This is a genomic window from Undibacterium sp. GW821-FHT11B02 (assembly GCF_058808955.1).
The window spans coordinates 33579-50306 of sequence record NZ_JBXASD010000015.1 but is presented as its reverse complement, the minus strand read 5'-3'; the positions used below and the strand labels follow the sequence as shown (position 1 = coordinate 50306).

At 50.2% G+C, this 16728-nt stretch carries 16 protein-coding genes; 12 read left to right on the top strand and 4 right to left on the bottom strand.

Features of this window, described 5'->3' with window-relative positions; all coding sequences use genetic code 11:
- Positions 1-193 precede the first annotated feature (193 nt).
- Entirely contained in the window at positions 194-982 is a 789-nt protein-coding gene (locus tag AC1RVX_RS25730; protein ID WP_493219432.1) for an ABC transporter ATP-binding protein, read from the bottom strand.
- Positions 983-991: 9 nt separating this feature from the next.
- Complete coding sequence (locus AC1RVX_RS25725) at positions 992-2944, bottom strand: AMP-binding protein (RefSeq protein WP_493219431.1); 1953 nt, start codon at positions 2942-2944, stop codon at positions 992-994.
- A 320-nt stretch (positions 2945-3264) separates the two neighbouring features.
- Here AC1RVX_RS25725 and AC1RVX_RS25720 point away from each other — a divergent pair, with 320 nt between their 5' ends.
- Together AC1RVX_RS25720 and AC1RVX_RS25715 are read left to right on the top strand one after the other, a co-directional pair.
- Complete coding sequence (locus AC1RVX_RS25720; RefSeq protein WP_493219430.1) at positions 3265-3963, top strand: Crp/Fnr family transcriptional regulator; 699 nt, start codon at positions 3265-3267, stop codon at positions 3961-3963.
- A complete protein-coding gene (locus AC1RVX_RS25715; protein ID WP_493219429.1) occupies positions 3960-4790 on the top strand; it encodes a Rossmann-like and DUF2520 domain-containing protein in 831 nt (276 codons plus the stop codon). The genes AC1RVX_RS25720 and AC1RVX_RS25715 overlap by 4 nt, the downstream gene beginning before the upstream one ends.
- Here AC1RVX_RS25715 and AC1RVX_RS25710 read toward each other — a convergent pair.
- Positions 4775-6235, bottom strand: coding sequence for a sensor domain-containing diguanylate cyclase (locus AC1RVX_RS25710; protein WP_493219428.1), 1461 nt, complete (start codon positions 6233-6235; stop codon positions 4775-4777). The genes AC1RVX_RS25715 and AC1RVX_RS25710 overlap by 16 nt on opposite strands.
- Positions 6236-6517: 282 nt before the next feature.
- Positions 6518-7069: a glycine zipper 2TM domain-containing protein gene (locus AC1RVX_RS25705; protein ID WP_493219427.1), complete on the bottom strand. Its 552-nt coding sequence runs from the start codon at positions 7067-7069 to the stop codon at positions 6518-6520.
- Between the two features lie 300 nt (positions 7070-7369).
- Between AC1RVX_RS25705 and AC1RVX_RS25700 the strand changes: the two genes are divergently transcribed.
- From AC1RVX_RS25700 to metW, 10 genes are all read left to right on the top strand, one after another.
- Positions 7370-7759, top strand: coding sequence for an MAPEG family protein (locus AC1RVX_RS25700; RefSeq protein ID WP_493219426.1), 390 nt, complete (start codon positions 7370-7372; stop codon positions 7757-7759).
- The gene (locus tag AC1RVX_RS25695) at positions 7756-8784 is read left to right on the top strand and encodes an AI-2E family transporter (protein ID WP_493219425.1); all 1029 of its coding nucleotides are present in this window, start codon (positions 7756-7758) and stop codon (positions 8782-8784) included. Before AC1RVX_RS25700 ends, AC1RVX_RS25695 begins: the two co-directional genes overlap by 4 nt.
- 46 nt (positions 8785-8830) lie before the next feature.
- Positions 8831-9133: an antibiotic biosynthesis monooxygenase family protein gene (locus AC1RVX_RS25690; RefSeq protein ID WP_493219546.1), complete on the top strand. Its 303-nt coding sequence runs from the start codon at positions 8831-8833 to the stop codon at positions 9131-9133.
- 200 nt (positions 9134-9333) lie between these two features.
- On the top strand, positions 9334-10632 hold the full coding sequence (gene gshA, locus AC1RVX_RS25685; protein WP_493219424.1) for a glutamate--cysteine ligase: 1299 nt from the start codon (positions 9334-9336) through the stop codon (positions 10630-10632).
- Between the two features lie 32 nt (positions 10633-10664).
- Entirely contained in the window at positions 10665-11624 is a 960-nt protein-coding gene (gshB, locus tag AC1RVX_RS25680; protein WP_493219423.1) for a glutathione synthase, read from the top strand.
- An 89-nt stretch (positions 11625-11713) separates the two neighbouring features.
- A complete protein-coding gene (locus AC1RVX_RS25675; RefSeq protein WP_493219422.1) occupies positions 11714-12121 on the top strand; it encodes a PTS sugar transporter subunit IIA in 408 nt (135 codons plus the stop codon).
- A 17-nt stretch (positions 12122-12138) separates the two neighbouring features.
- Entirely contained in the window at positions 12139-12408 is a 270-nt protein-coding gene (locus AC1RVX_RS25670; protein WP_493219421.1) for an HPr family phosphocarrier protein, read from the top strand.
- Between the two features lie 458 nt (positions 12409-12866).
- Entirely contained in the window at positions 12867-14642 is a 1776-nt protein-coding gene (ptsP, locus tag AC1RVX_RS25665; RefSeq protein ID WP_493219420.1) for a phosphoenolpyruvate--protein phosphotransferase, read from the top strand.
- 246 nt (positions 14643-14888) lie between these two features.
- The gene (gene metX, locus AC1RVX_RS25660; protein ID WP_493219419.1) at positions 14889-16040 is read left to right on the top strand and encodes a homoserine O-succinyltransferase MetX; all 1152 of its coding nucleotides are present in this window, start codon (positions 14889-14891) and stop codon (positions 16038-16040) included.
- On the top strand, positions 16037-16645 hold the full coding sequence (metW, locus tag AC1RVX_RS25655; RefSeq protein ID WP_493219418.1) for a methionine biosynthesis protein MetW: 609 nt from the start codon (positions 16037-16039) through the stop codon (positions 16643-16645). The genes metX and metW overlap by 4 nt, the downstream gene beginning before the upstream one ends.
- Positions 16646-16728 lie beyond the last annotated feature (83 nt).

Genomic DNA, 16728 nt, shown 5'->3' with positions numbered 1-16728 from the left:
AGACCTCTCAACGCAGAGGCACAGAGACACAGAGGAAAAACATGAGAAAATCTTTAGCCATTTTTCTGCCTTTCTCTGTGGTGTAGCAAGGAATTCGAGTGGCATGCCACTCGCTTGCGAAACGAAAACTTCTTGCAAGAAGTCTTTCCAACCTCTGTGTCTCTGTGGTTAATGGTCTTAAGTTTTTCCATATTTAATGCGCCACACCCAGATAGGCATTGATCACTTCCTGATTCGCCAGCACTTCGGCAGGTGTGCCGTCGCCGATTTTTTTGCCGTAATCAAGCACGACCACACGGTCAGAAATATCCATGACCACACCCATGTCATGCTCGATCAGTACAATGGTAGTACCGAGCTGGTCATTGACATCCAGGATGAAGCGGCTCATGTCCTGTTTTTCTTCCACGTTCATGCCGGCCATGGGTTCATCCAGCAGCAATATTTCTGGTTCTGCAGCCAATGCACGGCCCAGTTCCACACGTTTTTGCAAGCCATAAGAAAGGCGGCCTACCGGTATCTTGCGTATGTGCTGGATTTCCAGGAAATCGATGATTTCCTCCACCTTTTCACGGTGGGCAATTTCTTCCTTTTGTGCTGGCCCCCAGTACAAGGCCTGCATGAGGAAATTGCTTTTCATTTTCAGGTTACGCCCCGTCATGATGTTGTCCAGCACACTCATTCCTTTGAACAGGGCAATGTTCTGGAAAGTGCGGGCGATGCCGCTCTTCGCTGCTGCATAGGTATTCATGTCCTTGCGATGCTTGCCACGATAGGTGATGTCACCCTGTTGTGGCCGGTATACACCATTGATCACATTCAGCATTGAACTTTTGCCAGCACCGTTGGGGCCAATGATGGCGCGTATTTCATGCTCTTTCACATTGAAGGAGATATTGGTCAATGCCTTGACGCCACCAAACGAAAGCGAGATGCCTTGCATGTCCAAAATCACGTCGCCGATTTTTCTGTTATCTGCCATTGCTCGTCCTCATGCCGCCAGCTTTTGGGCAGAAAATATTTTGACATCGCTGATATGCAGGTCCGCACTGACCGTGCCCTGGCGGCCATCTTCGAATTTGACCAGGGTTTCTATGAATTGCGAGCGCTTGCCAGAATACAGGGCATCAATCAGTACAGCATATTTTTGTGAAATGAAACTGCGTCTGACTTTGCGGGTGCGCGTCAGTTCATCGTCATCCGGGTCCAGTTCTTTATGCAGCACCAGGAAACGGTGGATTTGCGTGCCTGCCATCAAGTCTTCACTGGCCAGGTCAGCATTGACTTTTTCCACACAAGACATGATCAGTTGATAGGTCTCTGCCTTGGCTGCCAGGTCGGTATAGCCGGAATAAGCGATGCCGCGTCGTTCCGACCAGTTGCCAACAGCTTCCATATCAATATTGATAAAAGCACAGACCATGTCACGCTCATTGCCGAAGGTGACAGCTTCCTTGATGAAGGGGAAGAATTTGAGTTTGTTTTCGATGTAATTGGGGGCGAAGATATCACCCTGCTTGAGCTTGCCCACATCGGCAGCACGATCGATGATTCTCAGATGACCGTCCTGGTCAAAAATACCGGCGTCACCGGTATGGAAGTAACCTTGTGCATCCATCACTTCTGCCGTGGCATCGGGGCGTTTGTAATAGCCAGTCAGCATGGCATCGGACTTCACCAATACTTCTCCATTTTCAGCCAGCTTGACTTCTACACCGGGGGCCGCGGCACCAACGCTGTCAAACTTGATGTGACCATCCGGCTGCAGACAGACATAGGCACAAGTTTCGGTGGAACCATATAACTGCTTCAGGTTGACGCCTATAGAGCGATAGAAGCGGAACAGGTCAGGGCCGATGGCGGCACCAGCGGTATACGCAACCCTGACACGGGATAAGCCCAGTACATTTTTGAGTGGCCCGTACACCAGTAATTTGCCCAGGCCGTAACGGACTTTATCGATGAGTGCGACCGGTTTTTTATCCAGGATATCAGCGCCAACACGACGTGCCACTTCCATGAAATGGGCGAACAGGTAACGCTTGATGGCACCGGCATCTTCCATGCGTATCATGACTGTGGTCAGCATGTTTTCAAACACGCGCGGTGGAGCAAAATAATAGGTGGGGCCAATTTCGCGCAAATCCGTCAATACAGTTTCGCTGGATTCTGGACAGTTGACTGTGAATCCGGTTGCCATTGCCTGTGCAAAAGAAAACAGATGGTCACCGACCCATGCCATGGGCAGATAAGACAGGATATCTTCGTCTGCCGTCAATTGGTCAAACTGCATGCCGCCCATGGCTGCGGTCATGAAAGATCGGTGTGACTGACATACGCCTTTTGGTTTGCCGGTAGTACCTGATGTGTACAACATGACGGCTGTGTCGCCAGGCTGTCCCATTTCTACTTCACGCATGAAAAAGTCTGGGTGGCTCATATCGTAAGCACGGCCCAGCTCTTGCAGGGCGGCATAGGAAATCAATTCAGGCTGATGGTAATGGCGCATGCCACGGTCGTCATCAAAGGCAATATGTTGTATGCCTGCATAGTGCTGTTTGATTTCCAGCAGCTTGTCGACCTGTTCCTGGTCTTCAACAACGGCAAAGGCTATTTCTGCATTTTCCAGTACATAGGCCATGTCGGCGGCTGGTGCATCCTGGTACAGGGGTACGGGTATGCCCCCCAGACATTGGGCAGCAGCCATGGCCCAGTACAGACGCGGACGATTATCACCAATGATGGCCAGGTTCATGCCGCGTTTGAAGCCTTGGGCAGCCAGGCCGCAGGCGAGGGCGCGTACTTCGGCATTCACCTGTTGCCAGTTCCAGGTTTGCCAGATACCCAGGTCTTTTTCGCGGAAAGCCGGATGGCTTGGCCGTGTTTTCCCGTGCTGTAACAACAGTCGCGGGAAGGTCGAATTTGCTGCATCTTTTTGAATCATGTCTCCACCACCAGCCTTATCTCATTTACTGATTTTTATGGGCTTGTTGTTCTGTGAGTGTCCTCACTTCCCCTTACGGCAAACTTACGCTTCATGCATAGTTTATCTAGGGAAATTATTACGGAGTGCCTTGTTGTGGCGAGATTGAATGATTTGGACGTGAACCACCCTACAGTGTTAGCTGTAGAGGGTAACCTCGCTTACAATGACTCCGTATTTCTTTTTGTTGATGGGATAGTAGTCTCTTCGCCAGCTTAGGGTTGTCATTCGACGGACAATCTCGAAGAATGAAACAATTATCGGTGGTGCGTTGCACAAATATGACTAAACAAATCGGTGACCTAAAAGAGCGTTTCAGCAAAACCATGTGGGCCAGCATGCTGGCACCGGAACATATGCAAAAGGTGGAAGCAGAAGTGACAGAACGCTTCATCCCAGCCGGTGGCTATGTTTGCCGCAAAGGGGATGCAGTCGAGCATTGGATGGGTGTTATAGATGGTTTCCTGAAGATGAGCAGCATCTCTCCGGATGGCAAGACCGTCACCTTCAGTTGCATGCTGGCAGGTGGCTGGTTTGGCGAAGGCTCGCTGTTGAAGACCGAGCCGCGTCGCTATGATGTCGTGGCTTTGCGCGATACCCGCGTGGTCTATATGCCGCGTTCGACTTTTACTTACCTGCTGGATAACAGCATCCCCTTTAACCGCTTTCTCTTGCATCAATTGAACGAAAGACTGGGGATGTTTATTTCTCTGGTTGAATATGATCGCATGCTTGACCCGGACACCCGTGTCGCACGTTGTCTGGCGGCGATGTTCAATCCTTATCTGAACCCTGGCAGCAGCATGCAGATACAAATATCACAGGAAGAAATAGGTTATATCTCCAGCGTGTCACGCCAGCGTGCCAATCAGGCTTTGCAGTTACTGGAAAAGAAAAAATTGCTGAGTGTAGATTATGGCGGCATCACCATACTTGATCTGGACGGCCTGCGCAGTTTCCCGGAAGAGCCGTCAACATGAAAACCCTGAATGTGATCGGCGCTGGCAAGGTTGGTACAGTGCTGGCAAAGAATTTCATTGAGCAAAAGGTTTTTTCTGTTCAGCAAGTCATGAATCGGACCTTGCAAAGCAGTCAGGCAGCAGTGACCTGGCTGGGCGAGGGAACGGCAGTAGCTGACCTGCATGCGATGCAGCCTGCTGATGTCACCATGCTGACTGTGACGGATGATCAGATAGTCCCCGTTTGTGTTGCAATGGCGGACGCCGGTTTGCTGCATGCAGGCAACGTCGTGTTTCATTGCAGCGGCGCCAAGGCATCGACCGAATTGCAGACTGCCATATCGGCAGGTGCGGCGGTTGCCAGTGTCCATCCGGTACGCAGTTTTGCCGACGGCAAAGCCATCGCATCCAGGTTTGCCGGTACGATCTGCAGTGTGGAAGGTGATGCACGCGCGCTGGCTATCTTGTTACCAGCCTTGCAGGCCATTGGTGCACAGACGATAGAGATCAGTGCTGACAGCAAATTGCTGTATCACGCCGGTTCGGTGTTCGCCAGCAATTATCTGGTGACGCTGATGGACACCGCCCTGCGCAGCTATCAGGCGGCAGGTATACCCTTAGACGTGGCGCAACATATGGCAGCACCATTGGCCAGGCAGACACTGGAAAATGTATTTTCTATGGGAGCAGCCAAAGCACTTACCGGGCCGATAGCCCGTGGTGACATGCAGACTGTAGCCCTGCAACAAAAAATGGTGGCTGCGTGGGATCAGGCTGCGGGCGATTTATATCAGGCCTTTACGCCGCTGACGCAGGATGTAGCAGCACGGCGTCATTCAGAAAAATAAACACTGTTGCGACCATTTTCCTTGGCTTGGTACAGCGCCTGGTCGGCGCGTTCAAACACACTGTCTTCGGTATCCTTGTCACGGCATTCTGCGACACCCATGCTGACGGTAATCGACAGCCGTGTGCGGGTCAGGTCTGTCGTGCGCGAGAAGTCATTGTTGGCAATCGTATTGCGCAGGTTTTCTGCAATCGATGTGGCTTTTTCCAGCGTACAGTTTTTCAACAGGATCAGGAATTCTTCGCCTCCCCAGCGGCAGATGATGTCGCTTTCCCGCAGTGAGCGTTTGGCAATCAGGGAAATCTCCTTAAGCACATGATCACCCACCAGATGCCCTTGCTTGTCATTGATCTTCTTGAAAAAATCGATGTCCAGCAAGACTACACACATAGGCTGACGAGAGCGTTCACCATCCAGCAAGGCTTGCTGGAAGACAAAATCGAAGGCCTGGCGATTTAGCAAATTGGTCAGGGTGTCGGTGGAAGCCGATTTTTCCAGACGTTTCTGATAACGCCTTACTGTTACCAGCAAAATGATCAGGATAAAGGCAGTGATCCCTGCACTGACGCCGATGTTAATCAGAAAGACATTCTGTAGCGGTTTGATTTCATCACCGGTTTCTTGCTCTACCAGTAAATGCCAGCCCAGTTCAGGGATAAAGCGGGAATTGACCAGTATTGTTTCGTTTTCAGTCTTGTATTCCAGGTGCAGGGATTCACTTTTGCGATTGCCCAGTATCTGTTGCGACAAGCCACTGATGCCTGGCATATTGCTGAGATTGCTGCGTACCTTTTTCATATTGTTGCCAGCCAGGGCGATATTGCCTTTCTGGTCTACGAAAAAAATATTCCTGTGGAAACGGGTCTGATAACTGTCGATCAGGTTCTTCATGGTATCAAGCGTCATGCCAATACCAGTGGCACCGATGAATTTCCCGGAATAATCCACGATCCGGTAATTGATGAAAATGGTCATGGTGTCACGATTGGCCATGTCGGCATCAACATTGGTTTCGTAGTCTGTTTTCATGTTACGGACACGAAAAAACCATTGGTCACGCGGTTCCGTTTCGCTGACACTCTTCAGCACACCATCCGCCGTGTAATACTGGTGGCTTTGCCCGGATACCAGGAAACTGGAAATAGCGTGGTTCTTGAGCTTGATTTCTTTCAGGTATTTGGCAATCAGATCCTTGTCCTCTTCACCATTGATGATCCAGTCGCGTAAAAACGTGTCATGTGCCATTTGTGATGAAGCAAACACAGGGCGTAAGATATCTTTTTGAATTTCGGAATAGACATTATCACCAGTGATGGGCAAGGTCTGTTCGGATATGCCCTGTTGTATAGCGTCACGGGATACAACAAAAGACGCCACTGTAGTGGAAACAAAACCTGCAATAAGAATCAGGGATAGCCATACCAGCAGACCGTATTTTTTTAACATTGTTTGCATGAATGATAGACGGAGCGTAAGCGTGAGGTTTGCCGCAAGATAATACTATAAACCCATGCAATTTCATGGGTATTTGCGCCCGTGTTACTGGCTTAAGTCATCACTTTGATGCAGAGTTCAATGAAATTGAAGCCGTTTCCCCATATTTTTTTGCAAGTACATGGAGTTGCCAGGCTTTTTATAGATTTAAACCTGTATTACCACCGGTTTATTCTGGTTAAACACAAAAAATGCCGCTGATTGCGGCATTTTTCTAATTCATTCCAGGTATCTTTAAGGACGTGGTGTCAATGACACATGCAGGCGCATGCGTGAACCCGGATCATATGGCATGACCGACGTGTAAGTACGGTTATTGTATTCATAGGTGACCGCATAACCATTCGTGCGCGATTCCCAGTGGTCTATGTTACGACATTGACGGACTGGGCGGCTTTCATAGACAGGCTGACTATTGTTGTAATTATTGTTATTGTCATTATTGTCAACGCGATCACCGACTATTGCACCAGTCAATGCCCCTGCTGCTGCAGCTGCAATACGTCCATTGCCGCCGCCGACCTGGCTACCGAGCAAGCCACCGGCGATACCGCCGATAATGGCACCACCACTGCTGCGTTCAGCCTGTCTTTGTGGAACCTGGCGTTGAGTGGTTTCGTATTCGGTCCGGCATTCCTGGCGTGGTACATTGACTTGTTCAACTTGTGGCGTGACGCTGACGACACGTGCAAAATCATCAAAGTCGGCAGCATAGGCTACCGGAAGTACCATACCCAAAGCCAGGATGGATGCTACTTTGGAAAGTTTGTGGAATGAAATAGTCATTTTTTACCTCTTCTCTGATTGGATGTTAAGCAAAACTGCTGCACGATGTTCAATATGGTCTGCATATGACATATGTATGGTCTGTCTATGAAGGCTTAGACTGGCGTCATTCGGAATAGTTTTGCTTAGGTCCTGTGATAGTCTCCAGATAATGCCTGGATGGTATGTATGTAACGTCTGAATCAAAAAAAAGAAGACATAAAAATGTAAGTGAGTGTTTCAAAATTGTTTCTTGCGATTTAAATAATTGCCCATACCTAAATAAAAATTTATTTACCCGAACCCTGAATTGGAGAAGCTATGCAATTGCTTTGGACTTCCTGGCTGACTGTCGCGGTATTAGCATTGTATTTCTGGATCATTTACAGGGTTGGAAAAGCCCGCACGCTTTTCCAGGTCAAGGCACCTGCAACTGATGGACCTCCGGAATTTTTGCGGACTTTGCGCGTGCAGGCAAATACAGTAGAGCAAATGGTTTTCTTCTTCCCTGCATTGTGGCTGTGTGCAATCTGGGCTGGCGATAAACTGGCAGCAGTCATGGGGCTGGTGTGGCTGATTGGGCGCTTCATGTATGCCATCGCTTATTACAGCGATGCCAGCAAGCGTTCCATGGGCTTCATGATTTCTATGCTGGCGGCAATGGGCTTGTTGCTGGCTGCGATTGCGGGCATGAATGGAGTGCTGAAATGAAAAGCAAATCCCTGATTGTGCCAAGTCAGCTGTCTGCTTCAGTATGGGCTTCCTATGCGCTGGCTGCCATTGTTCTGTTGCTGGTATTGAAAGCAGGCTTGTTGGTGGCCCTGTTTTCCGGCTTGCTGGTGTTTTCGCTGATACATGTCATGGCACCTGCCATAGCGCGACGCTTTAAACATCACCAGCCGCGCATGATTGCCGTGGCATTTTTATCATTTTTAATGATTATTGCGATCATTGTAGTGATCTGGGCTGTGCATGTCTTTTTACGTAGCGATGCTGGTAATTTGCATAACTTATTGCAAAGGCTTGCAGATATTATAGAAGCGTCGCGCAGCCAGTTGCCAGGGTGGGTGAGCACCAACTTGCCGGAAGACGTCGAAGATTTAAGAACCATCATGACACAGTGGTTGCGTGAACATGCTGGCGAAGCAAAGCAACTTGTTCCAGAAGCGGGCCACCTGATCGTGCATTTGATACTGGGTATGATCATAGGCAGTATGATTGCCCTGCGTGACGTAAGCGGCGACCATAATCACAAACCCTTCGCTGCGGCCATGCAGCAGAGGGTAAGCAATCTGGGCCAGATTTTCCATAAAATTGTTTTTGCACAGGTACAGATATCACTGATTAATACAGTCTTGACTGCAATTTATCTGGCTGCAATCTTGCCCATGGCCGGGGTGCATCTGCCGTTGACCAAGACCATGATTGCCATCACCTTTGTGGCTGGTCTGATACCGGTGGCGGGGAATATTATCTCCAACGCCGTCATTGTGATTGTGGCGCTGTCGCATTCACTCAATGCTTCTATCGCTTCCCTGGTATTCATGGTGGTAATACATAAGGCAGAATATTTCCTGAATGCGCGTATTATCGGTGCGCAAGTGAATGCCCGCGCCTGGGAGTTGCTGACCGCCATCCTGGTCATGGAAACCCTGTTTGGCGTGCCTGGTGTGGTAGCGGCACCGGTGTTTTATGCTTACATCAAGAAAGAACTCAGTGATCGTGGTCTGGTGTGATGCAAATAGGCTTATTGATAAATATTTAATGATTACAAGGTAAATGATGATATTGGAAATCGCCGATATTCGTATTCAAGCCGGGCAGCAGGCAGATTTTGATGTGGCCATACAGCGTGGTCTGGCTGAAGTGATACAGCATGCCAAAGGTTTTCTTGGTTTTAAAGTCAATAAATGCATAGAATCACCGGAACGCTATGTCCTCATGATTTACTGGGCAACCCTGGAAAACCACACAATAGATTTTCGTGGCTCTGAAGCATTCCAGCAATGGCGTGCGATTGTTGGTCCTTATTTTGCTGCGGCACCTGTGGTCGAGCATTTTGACCTGCTGGCAGAGTCAAGCTGATTCTGGCGGATTTTTTCTAGTAGTATGTGACGGGCCTGACTTGATTCTGGGCATTTCACCCCAAGCTTAGGCAGCGATACCGTGTAGCCTTACCGTGGCGCGGTGCCGTCGGCTTTTGTTGTCATTTGTGTGTTTTTCGGGATACATGACCATGGAAGCAAGTCAATTTGGCAAAAAACCTGCTCTACTAAAAGGTCATTATGGTTCCGCATCTCGTCACCGCTCTCAACGGCCCTCTGCTCGATCTCGAAAAAAAGATACTCGAAGCCACTCCTGCGATAGAACGCTGGTTCCGTCTCGAATGGCAGGAGCATACGCCGCCTTTTTATTGTTCCGTCGATTTGCGCAATGCTGGATTCAAGCTGGCACCAGTGGACACCAATTTATTCCCTGGCGGTTTTAATAATCTGGCATCAGAAATGTTGCCGCTGGCGGTACAGGCTGCCATGGCAGCGATAGAAAAATATTGTCCGGACGCCAAGAACCTGCTGGTGATTCCCGAAAGCCACACGCGCAACGTGTTTTATTTGCAAAATATTGCGCGCATGATGCAGATATTCCGCCAGACCGGTTTGAATGTCCGTCTGGGTTCGCTGTCGGCAGATATTACTGAACCGACACCGATTGATTTGCCTGACGGCAGCCAACTGGTGCTGGAGCCGCTGGAACGTTCTGCCAATGGCCGCCGCCTGGGTCTGAAAAATTTCGACCCATGCACGATATTGCTGAACAATGATCTGTCAGCGGGTATTCCTGCAATACTGGAAGATGTCAACGAACAAACTTTGCTGCCCCCACTGCATGCGGGTTGGGCTTTGCGCCGCAAGAGCAATCATTTCCATGCCTATGACGAAGTGGTCAAGAAATTCGCCAAGATGGTGGATATTGACCCATGGATGCTGAATCCCTATTTTGCCAAATGCAAGGATGTGAATTTCCATGACCGCACCGGCGAAGATGCACTGGCGGCGACAGTGGATACCATCCTGGCCAAGATACGCAAAAAATACAAGGAATATGGCATCAAGGAAAAACCTTTCGTCATCGTCAAGGCCGACGCCGGCACCTATGGAATGGGCATTATGACGGTGCATGATTCCAGCGAAGTACGTGATCTGAATCGCAAGCAACGCAACAAGATGTCGGTCGTCAAGGATGGCATGGAAGTCAGGGATGTCATTGTGCAGGAAGGTGTGTACACCTTTGAGCAAATCAATGAATCGGTGGCTGAACCGGTGGTCTACATGATAGACCGCTATGTCGTAGGCGGTTTCTACCGTGTGCATGAAGACCGTGGTGTTGACGAAAACCTGAATGCGCCAGGCATGCACTTTGTACCGCTGGCTTTTGCCCAGCAACATGCGGTGCCGGACATGAAGGCCAAGCCGGGTACGGCAGCACCAAATCGTTTTTACATGTATGGTGTCGTTGCGCGCCTGGCTTTGCTGGCGGCATCTTTAGAGCTGGAAAAGACTGACCCTAACCCGGAAGTATATTAATTTCCGATTCGTCACCATTATTGAGTATAGCCATGAAAATTGCTTTCCTGACTGATCCGCTGTCGCAGTTCAAGACGTATAAAGATTCTACTTACGCCATGATGGTGGAGGCGGGCAAACGGGGTTACGCAGTTTACGCATTTGGCCCGGATGATCTGGCGCTGGAAAGTGGCAAGGTGGTGGCGAATGTCAGCCGAGTCATCCTGACCGGCGACAGCGATGACTGGTATCGTCAGGAAGTGGCAGAATCCCTGCCTCTGAGCGCGTTTGATGCGATCTTGCAGCGCAAGGATCCGCCTTTCGACATGGAATACATTTATTCTACCTATCTGCTGGAACTGGCCGAGCAGCAGGGTGCAAAGGTATTCAATAAGCCAGCGGCGATACGTAATCATAATGAAAAACTTAGCATAGCCCAGTTCAGCCAGTTTACTGCACCTACCCTGGTTACGCGTGATGAGCAAAGAATCCGGGCCTTTCACCGTGAACATCAGGACATCATCCTGAAACCGCTGGACGGCATGGGTGGCACAGGTATTTTCCGTATCCGTGAAGATGGCATGAACCTGGGTTCTGTCATTGAGACACTGACCGTGAACGGCAGCCGGACTATCATGATACAGCGCTATATTCCGGAAATTGTCCATGGTGACAAAAGGATATTACTGATCGGTGGCAAAGTCGTACCGTTTTCGCTTGCACGTATTCCGCAAAATGGAGAAGTCCGCGGCAATCTGGCGGCTGGAGGTTTGGGTGTCGCGCAGGAATTGTCCGCACGTGATCTTGAGATTGCACAGACTTTGGCGCCTGAGCTTTATCAACGGGGCTTGTTGCTGGTAGGATTAGATGTAATCGGCAATAATCTGACAGAAGTTAATGTGACCAGCCCGACCTGTTTCCAGGAAATCACTCAGCAAAAGGGATTTAATGTTGCTGCAATGTTTATTGATGCGCTGGAAGCGGCTGTTGGTGATCAAGTTGGTCACCATTAATGGCAGATAATCCAGCTTTGCTGAATGTCGCCTGAACTAGCAAGGTTTTCGACAAATATGATCGCAACCCCTGTAAGAACTGAATAGATATGGTTGGCATACTTTTGATGACGCATGCACCGCTGGGTTCTGCCTTTATGCAGGCCGCAGCCCATGTTTTTCGTGGCATGCCAGAGCACTTTGAAGCGATTGATGTGATCGCCGACCAGAACATTGATGAAGTCAATCGCCTGGCACGCGAAGCTGTGCAACGTCTGGATGACGGTTCTGGTGTGCTGGTGATTACCGATGTCATGGGGGGGACACCTTCGAATTGTTGCCGCCAACTGGGTGACCCTGACCGGGTCGCCATCATTGCCGGCATCAGTCTGCCCATGTTGCTGCGGGCGATCACTTATCGTAGTGATGCGCTGGATGTGGTGGTGGAAATGGCGCTGGCAGGCGGTCAGAACGGTGCCATCCGTCTGGATAACCGCGTTCGCCTTTCACCGAATTAATTGAAAGAAAGTAAAGCATGATTCAACAAGAAATCGAAATTGTGAACAAACTGGGCCTGCATGCACGCGCCTCTGCCAAGTTCACGCAAACCGCAAGCAAATTCAAATCCGAAGTCTGGCTGACCCGCAATAATCGCCGGGTCAATGGTAAATCCATCATGGGCGTGATGATGCTGGCGGCTGGCAAGGGTAGCAAAGTATTACTGGAAACTGAAGGAGCTGATGAGCAGATCTGCTTTGATGCAATCGTCAGCCTGATCAATGACAAGTTTGGCGAAGGCGAATAGAGCGGTGATGCAGTGGATGTCCTGCCAGATTTGAAACAAAGTATGTTGGTGCTGGCCAGCCGCTAAGAACCAGTTCACGATCTGTAGCGAGCGAGCGAGCGGGCGTCAGCGGCAGTAAGGGTAACTAAGCGCAGCGCAAAAAGCGGAATGTCTGGTACATGAGCATTTTGAGCAGCGCATGAGCCCCGCATGGACTCCGATTACGCCCGCGCAGTAAGATCGTGAACAGGTTGTAAGTCAAGTCATCTTAATTTCGTATCAGCCTCTTGAAAAAAACTGCTGTAAATGAAACAAATGGCAACATATTCTGCATTGTTGCTTTGGCTATATTCTGTTAAGTTGTTCGTTCTTGAATGCGCCTGTTCGTGGATGTCTTATCCTTTCAGGTGCACAGGAAATAACAACAGGGTTGCTTGATGGTTGGCACCCTGGATTATTGCAATTTTGGGGGACAAGGCATGGCATCTTTTACATTGCAAGGCATCCCCGTTTCACGCGGTATTGCTATTGGGCGCGCGCATTTATTGCGACCAGCGGCTCTGGATGTACAACATTATCTGGTAGGGCAAGAGCAGGTCGAAGCCGAAGTGCAGAGGCTGCAGGCAGCTATAGTCCATGTACACAAGGAATTACAGGCCATCTGGTCGGATTTGCCGCAAGATGCGCCTACCGAACTTGGTGCCTTTATCGACGTCCATGTATTGATCTTGTCTGACCCCATGATTTCCGAAGCACCGCTGGATATCATCCGTACCCGTCACTACAATGCCGAATGGGCTCTGGTGAGTCAGATCGATGAACTCTCGGCCCAGTTCGATGAAATCGAAGACGATTATTTGCGTGAGCGCAAAGCGGATATCCAGCAGGTGGCGGAACGGGTACTCAAAGTGCTTACCGGTACCGCCAATAGCGCCTCACGTTCTGATGGCATCGACGAACGCAGTGCCAACATGATCGTGGTTGCCAGGGATATATCACCAGCTGACATGATGCAGTTTCGCGACGTCGCGTTTTCCGGCTTTGTCACTGATGAAGGTGGACATAACTCGCACACAGCCATCGTTTCGCGCAGCCTGGGTATACCGGCCGTGGTCGGCATGGGTAATGCGTCACGCCTGATCGAGCAGGATGACTGGCTGATTATTGACAGTGATGCAGGTGTGGTCATTGTCGCGCCTAGTACTCTGGTACTGGAACAATACCGTGAGCGCCTGACGGTATTGATGAAAGCCAGGAAGAAACTGGGCAAGCTGAAAAAGACGCCAGCCATTACTCAGGACGGGATAGAAATTACCCTGCTGGCGAATATCGAATTACCGCAGGATGCAGCACCAGCACTGGAAGCTGGGGCCAGTGGTGTGGGCTTGTTCCGGTCTGAATTCCTGTTCATGGAAAGCAGTGGTCAGGAACACAAACTGCCGACAGAAGAAGAGCAATTCGACGCTTATCGCACGGCGGTCATCGCCATGAAAGGCCGCCCGGTTACCATCCGGACCCTGGATGTCGGCGCTGACAAACCGCTGGATACGACCGAACACAATATTCTCAACCCGGCACTGGGTTTGCGGGCCATACGTTATTGTCTGGCAGAGCCGCAATTATTTCTGACACAATTGCGGGCGATTTTGCGCGCTTCCGCATTTGGACAAGTCAAGATACTGATACCAATGATGGCGCATGGTTTTGAAATTGACCAGTCGCTGGCAATGATAGAACAGGCAAAGACTGAGCTGCGTAAGGAAGGTAAAGACTTTGATGCCAATATCGCCGTTGGCGCGATGATAGAAATCCCGGCGGCGGCCTTATCGCTGCCCATGTTTGTTAAGAAGCTGGATTTCCTGTCGGTAGGGACGAATGACTTGATTCAATACACGCTGGCGATAGACCGCGCTGATCACGAAGTTGCCCACTTGTATGACGATCTGCATCCGGCCATTTTGCAATTGTTGCAGATGATTATCACAGCTGGCGAACGTGCTGGCATCCCGGTATCCATCTGCGGCGGCATGGCGGGCGATATACGGCTGACCCGTTTGCTGACGGGTATGGGTTTCCGTGAATTGTCTATGCCGGCCGCCTTGTTGCCGGAAATTAAGCAAGAAATTCTGAATACCCGGCTGGATGCCTTGCAAGGGCATGTGAAGAAAATATTGCGCAGCTATGATTCCGCCACTATCCGTGAAACCCTGGCCGTGATGGGCAGCATTACACCAAGCTTGCCAACCTTGCATTAAGCTGCGCCGTTACCGCAACCAGGACGGCGTTGAAGGTTTGACGGCAGCGCCGGACTTGGTTATCCTTTGGGTATTGCGCCGATTTGAAAATCAGCTTGCGGGCGCGTTTCGGGAAGTTTCCCGAATGATAAATACGGCTAAAGCGAGCTTGAATGCAGCTTTCCCCTTCCCACATTCAGCCCTTCTTTTAGCCTTCCTGAGTTTTTTGTTAACGTCATAACGAGTTGATTCTCGATGGAAGAGTGTATGTCATCCTCACCCGGATCCGTCGGAATTGTGACGCCACAAGCGTTTCAGTTCGACGAGCCTTTAGCCTTACAAAACGGTACTTCAATTGCCGGCTACACCCTGATGGTGGAAACCTATGGCAGCCTGAATGCCGACAAGTCAAATGCTGTCCTGGTTTGCCACGCCCTGAATGCCTCGCACCATGTGGCGGGCGTGTATGCCGACCAGCCCAAGAATATCGGCTGGTGGGACAATATGGTGGGACCCGGCAAGCCGGTCGATACCAATCGTTTTTTTGTCATTGGCGTCAATAACCTGGGTTCCTGTTTCGGTTCTACCGGCCCCATGCATACCAATCCAGCGACTGGCAAACCGTATGGAGCAGACTTTCCGGTTGTCACCGTGGAAGATTGGGTACAGGCGCAGGCCAGACTTGCAGACCGCATGGGTATTCAGCAATTTGCTGCCGTCATGGGTGGTTCGCTGGGTGGTATGCAGGCGCTGGCCTGGAGTATCCTGTTTCCAGATCGTTTGCGCCACTGTGTGGTCATTGCATCCACACCCAAATTGTCAGCACAGAATATCGCCTTTAATGATGTCGCCCGCCAGGCCATACTGACGGATCCAGATTTTCACGGCGGCGATTTCTATGCCCACGGCGTGGTGCCCCGACGCGGCTTGCGCGTGGCGCGCATGATAGGGCATATCACTTATTTGTCCGACGATGACATGGCAGAGAAATTCGGGCGTGACCTGAAAGGTGGCGATTACCAGTTCGGTTATGGCGTGGATTTTGAAATTGAATCTTACCTGCGCTATCAGGGTGATAAATTCTCGAACTATTTCGATGCGAATACCTATTTGCTGATCACCAAGGCGCTTGATTATTTTGATCCGGCCCGGCATACCGGCGGTGACCTGAGCAAAGCTCTGGCGAATACCAAGGCCAAGTTTCTGCTCGCTTCCTTCACGACAGATTGGCGTTTTTCACCAGAGCGCAGCCGTGAAATCGTTAAGGCCCTGGTCAGTAACAAACGAACTGTCAGTTATGCAGAAATTGATGCGCCGCATGGGCATGATGCCTTCTTGCTGGATGACCCGCGTTACCTGAATCTGGTGGCCGCCTATTACCAACGCATTGATGCAGAATTGCAGGGAGTGCCCGCATGAATTTTTCCGAATTGAGTCATCTGCGTCCCGACCTGGCCTTTATCGCCCACTGGATCAACAAACAGGCGCAAGTGCTGGATGTTGGTTGTGGTGATGGCGTCATGCTCGACTACCTGCAATCTGACAAGCTATGCACAGGCTATGGCATAGAAATCGCTGATGACAAGGTACTTGATTGTGCCAGACGCGGCGTCAATGTGATCCAGCAAGATATGGAAATTGGGCTTGACATGTTTGGCGACAATGCCTTTGATACCGTATTGTGCCTGTCGTCATTGCAGATGATGAAGCATGTGGAACCGCTGCTCAGGGACATTGCCAGAGTAGGGCGAGAAGCGATTGTTTCTTTCCCCAACTTTGGTTACTGGCCACATCGTACCGCGCTGTTGCAAGGCAAGATGCCAGTGTCCAAATCCTTGCCGTATCAGTGGTATGACACCCCTAATGTACGCTGCGCGACGATTTATGATTTTTATGATCTGGCCAATGAAGTTGGCCTGGAAGTGATGGAGTGCGTCGCCCTGCATGAGGGAAAACTGGTGACCTGGTTGCCTAACTGGCGTGGCAGCCTGGCGGTGTTCCGCCTGCGCAAGAAGCAGCTGTAAATTTTTTAGCCTTGCGACATTCATTGCTCTGTATCTGCTTGTGTTATTCAAGCAGATACATCTTTAAATTTCGCAAGCTGCTA